7 protein-coding genes and 2 pseudogenes are annotated in these 7,696 nt (G+C 68.1%); 5 read left to right on the forward strand and 4 right to left on the reverse strand.

Annotation, left to right across the window (positions count from 1 at the left end; translation table 11 throughout):
- Positions 1-19: 19 nt before the first annotated feature.
- Positions 20-592: a TetR family transcriptional regulator C-terminal domain-containing protein gene (locus ABZY11_RS17240; RefSeq protein WP_356479908.1), complete on the reverse strand. Its 573-nt coding sequence runs from the start codon at positions 590-592 to the stop codon at positions 20-22.
- Between the two features lie 376 nt (positions 593-968).
- Here ABZY11_RS17240 and ABZY11_RS17245 point away from each other — a divergent pair, with 376 nt between their 5' ends.
- A complete protein-coding gene (locus ABZY11_RS17245) occupies positions 969-1,715 on the forward strand; it encodes a GNAT family N-acetyltransferase (protein WP_356479909.1) in 747 nt (248 codons plus the stop codon).
- Between the two features lie 545 nt (positions 1,716-2,260).
- On the forward strand, positions 2,261-3,562 hold the full coding sequence (locus tag ABZY11_RS17250) for an MFS transporter (RefSeq protein WP_356479910.1): 1,302 nt from the start codon (positions 2,261-2,263) through the stop codon (positions 3,560-3,562).
- Between the two features lie 138 nt (positions 3,563-3,700).
- Here ABZY11_RS17250 and ABZY11_RS17255 read toward each other — a convergent pair.
- Positions 3,701-4,460 (reverse strand): annotated as a pseudogene (locus tag ABZY11_RS17255) (IS6 family transposase).
- Between the two features lie 9 nt (positions 4,461-4,469).
- A complete protein-coding gene (locus tag ABZY11_RS17260) occupies positions 4,470-4,703 on the reverse strand; it encodes a hypothetical protein (protein WP_356479911.1) in 234 nt (77 codons plus the stop codon).
- Positions 4,704-4,777: 74 nt separating this feature from the next.
- On the opposite strand from ABZY11_RS17260, the gene ABZY11_RS17265 reads away from it, so the two are divergent.
- The 3 genes from ABZY11_RS17265 to ABZY11_RS17275 all read left to right on the forward strand — a co-directional run bounded on the left by ABZY11_RS17265 (position 4,778) and on the right by ABZY11_RS17275 (position 6,255).
- The gene (locus tag ABZY11_RS17265) at positions 4,778-5,023 is read left to right on the forward strand and encodes a hypothetical protein (protein WP_356479912.1); all 246 of its coding nucleotides are present in this window, start codon (positions 4,778-4,780) and stop codon (positions 5,021-5,023) included.
- A 19-nt stretch (positions 5,024-5,042) separates the two neighbouring features.
- Entirely contained in the window at positions 5,043-6,008 is a 966-nt protein-coding gene (locus ABZY11_RS17270) for a hypothetical protein (RefSeq protein ID WP_356479913.1), read from the forward strand.
- A 121-nt stretch (positions 6,009-6,129) separates the two neighbouring features.
- Positions 6,130-6,255, forward strand: coding sequence for a hypothetical protein (locus ABZY11_RS17275; protein ID WP_356479914.1), 126 nt, complete (start codon positions 6,130-6,132; stop codon positions 6,253-6,255).
- Between the two features lie 661 nt (positions 6,256-6,916).
- Here the strand turns inward: ABZY11_RS17275 and ABZY11_RS17280 are convergent.
- Positions 6,917-7,330 (reverse strand): annotated as a pseudogene (locus tag ABZY11_RS17280) (IS6 family transposase); the annotation flags it as partial.
- Positions 7,331-7,696 lie beyond the last annotated feature (366 nt).

A 7,696-nucleotide genomic window follows, 5' to 3' on the forward strand; every position in this document is an offset into this window, starting at 1 on the left:
GTGGAGGGCAGTGCGGAGGTCAGTCGGTGAAGGTGCGCAACAGGCTCAGCAGTGCGGTACGGAGTTCGGCCGGGTCGAGGTCGAGTCCGTCCGGGCCGGCCAGGTGCTCGAAGAGCAGACCGTCGATGGAGGCAATGAGTGTTTTCGCGCGCTGCTCCGGCTCGGGGACACCGGCCGCGGCAAGCAGGTCGACGACCGGCCGTCGTACGTGCCCGGCCGCGGTCTTCAGTACCGCCCGCAGTTCGGGTCTGCGCGAGGCCTCCAGGGCGAGTTCGTGGCGGGCGAGCGTGCGCACGCGTCCCTGGGTCCCCCAGTGCTCCAGGTAGGCCACCGCCACATCGGCGAGCTTCTCCGCTGAAGTGGTGCCTGTCGTCGGCAGCGCGGCGGCATCTGCGATGTCCGCCTCGGCGAGCCGTTCCACGGCCGCCTGCAGCAGCGCCTGCCGCGTCCTGAAGTAGTAGGAGCAGGAGCCCTCCGCCAGCCCCGCCCGCTGGTCGACGGCCCGGTGGGTCAGCCCCCGCATGCCCTCCACGGCCAGCGTCCCGATCGCCGCGTCGGCCAGTTGTTTCCGTCGTGTCGAGCTCTCCGCCACGGCCGTTCCCTCTCCGCATACCCAATCCCTCTACGAAAGTAGAGTACCATTGTCACTACAGTTGTAGAGGACGGGATGGAGGGAAGGCTGGGTGCGGTGAGACCATCGGCCCCCTCCGGGGGTGTTCGGGTTCCACCGCGGGCGCGGACCGAAGGCGGGCCCACTGGTATCGGATCGTGGCCAGAGTGCACCAGACCCAGAGTCTCCTGGGCACGACCACCCGCCCGCCTCCTGTGGCTGAGGGCCGGTGCACAACGATCGGCAACCATCAAGCCGCCGTAGCAAACATCTGAGCTGCGGAAACTCTGTTGTGACGCCGGATGCGGAAGTGCAGAATGGCCGCACTGAGGCACAAGTGTTCTATCAAGGATGAAAAGTGACTGAGAGTGACGATCAGCGCCAGACCCTGACCAACGGGCAGGGGGTGCCGGTCCTGACTTATCTGGAGGGTGTCCGGGAGGGGCACCCATGGGCGGACCTGGCCGAAGTTGTCGGCCCCGACCCTGTGGAATCCATCATCGCCGGCATGTCCGGATGGGCGGTCTCGGGTTCCGTGGAGCTCGGTGAGCAACTGCTGGGCCGTGGTGCCCGGGTGATGCGGCATGCCCATGAAATGCGGAGAGATCTGGTCGCGTGTCCGCCACCGGTCGGCTGGTCATCACGAGACCTGGGCAATGGACTTCGGGCAGTTCCTTGTGACCTCGATGCTGCTGCGGTGTTCCCGGCATGGCGAGCCGCCTTTTCTGCCGACCATCCCGACCACCACTCCGGCAGCGACGAAGAAGCGCTCAACGAGCTCCTGGCGCCGATGCTGGCGGGCTCCGTTCTCGGGCCGGTGCTTCCGTGCAGCGCCTTGGTGGTGGACGAGACGGACCACGTGGTCGCTGGGGCGATCCTCACCGATCGTGACGGCCTGCCGTGGATCGCGGACGTGTTCCGCCGACCCGAAGCCCGCTACGTGGGCCTTGGCGCCAATCTGCTGCGTCGAGTGCTCAGCGATGCTGCGGCCAACGGGCTGACCGACGTCTCGCTCGTCGTGAGCGATGCGAATCCGGCCCGCCACGTCTACGAGAAGCTCGGTTTCCAACTGACCGGCACATCACTGACTGTCGTAGTGCCGTAGGCCAAGAAAGGCCTCCCCGCGGCCGGTACGCGTCGACTGTTCACGGGGCGGTCCTCCAGATCGCGCACCAACATCCGTAGGACACCGTCGAGTTCTGCGACGAGGGGGTTCGTACTGCAGGGCGATCCAGTGGTCCCGGCGCGTGCTGCTCGCCTACGACCCCGCGCGCACGCTCGCCTGGATGCAGCCGCGCGTCGACCGCTCCTGGCAGCCGGAAAGGCGGCGGCAGCAGGTCCCTCAGTACTTCGAGGAACTGCTGACGCGGCCGCGAGGCCCAGCCGCAAGTCCGTCAGCCAGGCCGCGGGACGGGCGGCCTTCCTGCGGCAGCATGCGACCGGGCACTGCAGGAGCTGCTGCATCTCCTCTGTTGCTGTGGAGCCCGTGACTGGCGGGAGAGTTAGGGGCCATGGCGTCCAGGAAGCGCATCTACGACGTTGAGTTCCGTGAGGGGTTTCGTCCGATTCTGAGACGACCGGTTCGAACAGTCATAGAAGCTGCTGAGAAAGTGCGGCTCCAATCGAAAGATGTAGCGATCATTGGATCCCGTGAACACGAACGAGAGCAGCGGTGCCTCGTCCGTCACCGTATCCCAGGCCGGCGGTCGGCCGCCCAGGCGCGGCTGGCGGCGCTGGGCGATGGACACCCGCCCCCTGCGCCATCCCGCCTACCGGCGGCTTTGGTCGTCGACCATCGTCACCACCGTCGGTAGTCAACTCACCGCTGTGGCCGTGCCCAAGCAGATCTACGACATCACGCACTCCTCGGCCTGGGTCGGCTACGCCAGCCTCGCCGGCCTGCTGCCATTGGTCGTGTTCGCGCTGTGGGGCGGGGCAGTCGCGGACACGATGGACCGCCGCAAGCTGCTGTTGGTCACCAACATCGGCATCGCCGTGACCTCGCTGCTGTTCTGGGCTCAGGCAGTCACCGGACTTCACTCCGTCGTCGTCCTGATGGTGCTGTTCGGCGTACAGCAGGCGTTCTTCGGCCTCAACTCACCGGCCCGCAGCGCCTCCATCGCCCGGCTGGTGCCGGCCGAGGAACTGCCCGCCGCCAACGCCCTCGGCTCAACGGTCAACCAGGCCGGCCTGGTTGCGGGCCCGCTGCTGGCCGGCGTGCTGATCCCCGTCATCGGCCTGCCCGAGCTGTATCTGATCGATGCAGTAGCCCTGTGCGTCACCGTGTGGGCCGTCTTCCAGCTTCCCGCGCTGCCGCCACTGGGCATGCAGTCCACCCGCCGGGCCGGAATACGGGAGGTCGCAGCCGGATTCCGCTACGTCTCCGGGCACAAGGTGTTGCTGCTGTCCTTCCTCGTCGACATCATCGCGATGGTCGCCGGTATGCCCCGCGCCCTGTTCCCACAGCTGGCCAACCAGACGTACGCCACCTACGGCGTGGGGCTGGCGCTCGGCGTGCTGTTCGCAGGCATCCCAGTCGGCACGGTGATCGGCGGTCTGTTCTCCGGCACGTTCTCGCGGGTGCGCCGGCACGGCTGGATGGTGATCGGAGCCGTGGTCGGCTGGGGCGTGGCCATCACCGGGGCCGGCCTGAGCCGCAACCTGTGGGTAACCGTGGCCTTCCTCGTCGGCGCCGGGGTCGCCGACATGGTCTCCATAGTGTTCCGCGAGGCGATCCTGCTCTCTGCCGCAACCGACGAGATGCGCGGCCGTATGCAGGGCGTGTTCACGGTAGTGGTCGCGGGCGGTCCGCGCCTCGCCGACGTGCTGCACGGCACCACGGGCTCCGTATTCGGCCCCCGGGCCGCCGTCGCGGGCGGCGGAGTGCTGGTCGTAGTGATGACGCTGGCTCTTGCTGTGACAGCCCCGGCCCTGCGCCGCTACCGCATTTGACCCCTTGCGGCGGGGCTCCGGCAGAGCGCGTACGGGTCCATCGCACGCGAGATCTACCGCCGGCGCTGTCACGTTGTTGGGTGTGTGGGTGTCTGATGGTGTGTAGGGGCATGGTGGGGCCTGGTTCGGGGCCTGTGCTCAGGCCGTGGTGGACAGACCGGCGGTGCCGGTGACCTGCTCCCAGGTGGTGAAGCGGTGCTGCATCTCGGTGCGGTAGTCGGGGGCGGTCATCAGATGGCGGCGGGGCCGGAAGTGCGGTGAGATACCGCTGAACGCGGACAGGAACTGCTGCGCCCCGCCGGCGGAGCGGAAGCCTTTCATCGCGCGTTCACGCTGCCGGGTGGGCTGGTGGCTGTTCTCCGCCCGGTTGTTCAGCCCCTTGTGCGAGCGGTGCTCGGCCGAGGGCATGACCTCGCGGTGAGCGGCGCCGTAGGAGCGGAGCTTGTCCGTGACGACCACCCGCGGCACCGTACGGGTCGTCTTCACCAGACGACGGAAAGATCGCCTGGCCGCGGTCTTGTCCCGCCGGTTCTGTACGAGGATGTCCGGCACCATGCCGTCCTGGCCGACAGCCCGCCAGAGGTACTTCTGCTCGCCGTTGATCTTGACGAAGACCTCGTCCAGGTGCCACTTGTCACCAGGCCGGGGCCGGGCGGCGGCGCAGCGAATTGGCGTACTGCTGACCGAACTTCAGGCACCAGCGGCGGATGGTCTCGTAGGAGACGATCACGCCGCGCTCGAGCATCAGCTCCTCGACCTCACGGAAGCTGAGCGGGAACCGGAAGTACAGCCACACGCAGTGGGAGATCACCTCGACCGGGTACCGGTGACCCCTGTACGACGGCGACGCGCTCCCCACGGACGACTCCCCCTCCACCGTGAACAACCCGGAGATCATCCCACCCGCTCAGTCAACGTGACAGCATCCCTCAAAGGCCACGTCGGTCGTCAGACCCGCCGCCGCGAAGACAGCCTCCCGTTGCCGCCGGGCGGCCGAACCCTTCGGGAAGTCGACGAAGGTCTTCTGGGCAAGGCATCGTAGACCGGTCCGGGTGCGGCGGGCGAGCGGGGGTGCGACGACCGCGCCCAACTCGCCCTGCGCCGCCGCCTCCTGGACCTGTCCGCCCAGGTCCAGTGGCATCCGTTCTGGTCCACCCCGCCCGGCACACGGCTCGGCGAATGGGGGCGCCGGAGGCGGCGGTTACGATGCCAACCATGTCTTGTGATCATCTGACTGATCCGGAATGGCTGGTCAACGCGGAACCGGAGCGTGTGATGGCGGCCCTCGACACTGCCGGCGGGCCGGAGCAGGAGCTGGCTGCGGCCGTGTACAGGGCCTCGGAGCCGGTGCGGCGGAAGGCAGGCGCGGGTGTAAGGCGGCAGCTGCTCGCGCTGGACGCGGCACGGTACGGGGCGAGGGACCTGGCGGCCCAACTCATGGGCAGTAGAGGTGGCGTGTGAGCCGCCGTCCGCATGGGATGTGCTGTGGGCGACCGGATGGACGAAGGGTTCGACGGTCGGGGCGCCGGTCGCCGGGCATTCGGCCGCGGTCGAGGAGATCGCGACCGTGGCAGCCGGGGAGCGGGAGTTCGTCGTCACCAGCGGGGCCGACGATGCGGTACGGGTGTGGGACGCGGCAAGCGGTGAGCAGATCGGCGGTCCTGTCACCGGGCACGAGTGCTGTGCGTCGGTGGCCGCGATCCATCTCGATGGCATGGGAGACACTGGTACTCGGACGCTGCTGATCCTCGGGGAGTGGGACAACGGCCTGGCCGTCTTCGACCTGTTGACCGGTCGCAAAATGGCCGAGGGCGCGACCACCGGCGCGCTCGCCTTGGCCGGACTGGTGGTCGGTGGACGGCCGTTGGTGTTCACCGGCGGCGGCGAGGGGTACGGGCTGGCGAGAGTGTGGGATCTCGCGGCCGATACGTGGAGCGGGGAGCTGCGGCCCGGTCACCTGGAGGCCGTGGTGGCAGTGGCCGCCGTGCAGGACGGCCCTCGACTCGTCGGGGTGACGGGCAGCGAGGACAGCACCGCGTGCGTCTGGGATCTGTCCACCGGCACGCGGATCGGTGCTCCGTTCACCGGCCACAACGGCAGTGTGCGAGCCGTGGCCGCTACAGCGGTCGACGGCCGACTGTTGGCGGTGACCGGCAGCAACGATCAGACCGCACGGCTCTGGGACGCGACGACTGCCGAACAGATCAGCGTGCTGCTGACCGGCCACGGCACGGTGACCTGCGTGGCGAGCGCGGTCATCGACCATCGCGCCCTCGCGGCGATCGGGACCAGGCACGGAACGGTGAGGGTATGGGACCTGGGCGCTGACACGCAGGTGGGCACCGACCTGCTCTTCCCCATGCCGGTCGACGCCGTGGGTATCACGCCGGCCGGACGCATCGCGGTCGCCTTCGGACATGAGGTGGCCGTGTTCACCGCACACTGAAACGACGACCGCATCGCGGAGTAATCAGGTACACCAGCCAAGACCGGCAGTCGGAACTCGTGGACCCAAACTGGATCCCGGCGGCCGTGACCGCGATCGCGGTCACGCTGATCCTGCTCGCGTGCGGATCACCGGGTTCCTCGTCTACGCCTACCCGGCACTGCGGAAACCGCTGAGCGCCGCCGCGGGCATCGCGGGGGTGCTGGGCGTGGTGGCGGCGCTGATCGTCTCCATGTGCCGCCGGTGACCCTGGTGCGGCCCTCCCCGCCTCGGGGGCCAGGAGGGCCGCACCCCGCCACCGTTTCGCCGTTGCGCAACGGGGCCCCTAACAAGTTGCCCAACCGGGCGCTCAACGAGTTGCTCAACGCACTTGGCCAGCGGTCGCTGCGCCGCAGGTGGCAGGCGGTATCGGCGCTGACCCGCTACGGCGACACCTCTTCCTGACCACCAGGAAGAGCGCCTTCCCTCTGAGAGCCTGTCGGGTGGCCGGTTGATTACGCCGCGATGAGGTCCTCGACGGTCTTGGTTCGGGCCGTTTTGCGGTGGAACTCGTGGCTCCACCGCGATGGCTGCCCGGCGAGCCGGACGAGCATCAGGCGGATCATCGCCACCTCGATCACGCCCCCGGAGGTCGCGGTCAGCCGTTCGCAGTCGCGGGCCAGCCGACGGTTTCGGACCAGCCAGCGGCGGGGCAGGACCTTGAAGCCCGTGACGTCGTCGGTCCGCTTCACGATCTCGACGACGATGTTCAACGCGTCGCGGGCCCATGAATGCAGCGTGGAATCAACGGAGTTGGCGTATCCGCCGTCGGCCCACACCAGGCTGCCGTGCGGAAGCCGGCGGCGAGCCGGGCCAGGACGGTGCGGCCTCCGGCCCGGTCCTGCACGGACGCGGAGGTGACGGCAACGCATGACCTCGCGGTGCGCCGCGCTGTAGGAGCGGAGCTTGTCGGTGACGACCACCCTCGGCACCGTACGGGTCTTCTTTATCAGGCGGCGGAAGAAGCGTCTTGCCGCGGTCTTGTCCCGCCGATTCTGGACGAGGATGTCGAGGACGTTGCCATTCTGGTCGACGGCCCGCCACAGATACTTCAGCTCGCCGTTGCCCTTGATGAAGACCTCGTCCAGGTGCCACTTGTCCCCGGGCCGTGGCCGACGGCGGCGCAGTCGGTCGGCATAGGCCTGTCCGAACTTCGTACACCAGCGGCGGATCGTCTCGTAGGAGACGCTGATGCCGCGCTGCAGCATCAGCTCCTCCACCTCGCGGGATGACAATGGGAAGCGGAAGTACAGCCACACGCAGTGGGAGATCACCTCGACCGGTACCGGTGCCCTTTGTACGACGGCGGCGTACTGCCCACGGACAACCCCCTCCACCGTGATCAACCCGAAGATCATCCTCCCCGTCAGCCAACGTGACAGTGCTGGCTGGTGACCTCGGCGATCGCCTCCGGGTAAGAGAGGAAGCGCACTTCCGGACTCGTGCTGGTGGTCGGTGTCGACATCGGGCCGGGGCTCACGGCATCCGGCGGATGCGATCGCAAGGCGGAGGAGGCACCGGCCACGCAACCGTTCGAGTTAGATAAGAGTCTAGCCTCGCGCTTTCGCGAGTGTGAGTGTCCGAGGCTTGATCAAATAAGCGAGGAGTGCCTCTGACCTGGGACGATGGGACTTGTCTAGGGTCCATGT

This window comes from Streptomyces sp. NPDC006510 (assembly GCF_040611955.1).
Lineage (GTDB): Bacteria > Actinomycetota > Actinomycetes > Streptomycetales > Streptomycetaceae > Streptomyces.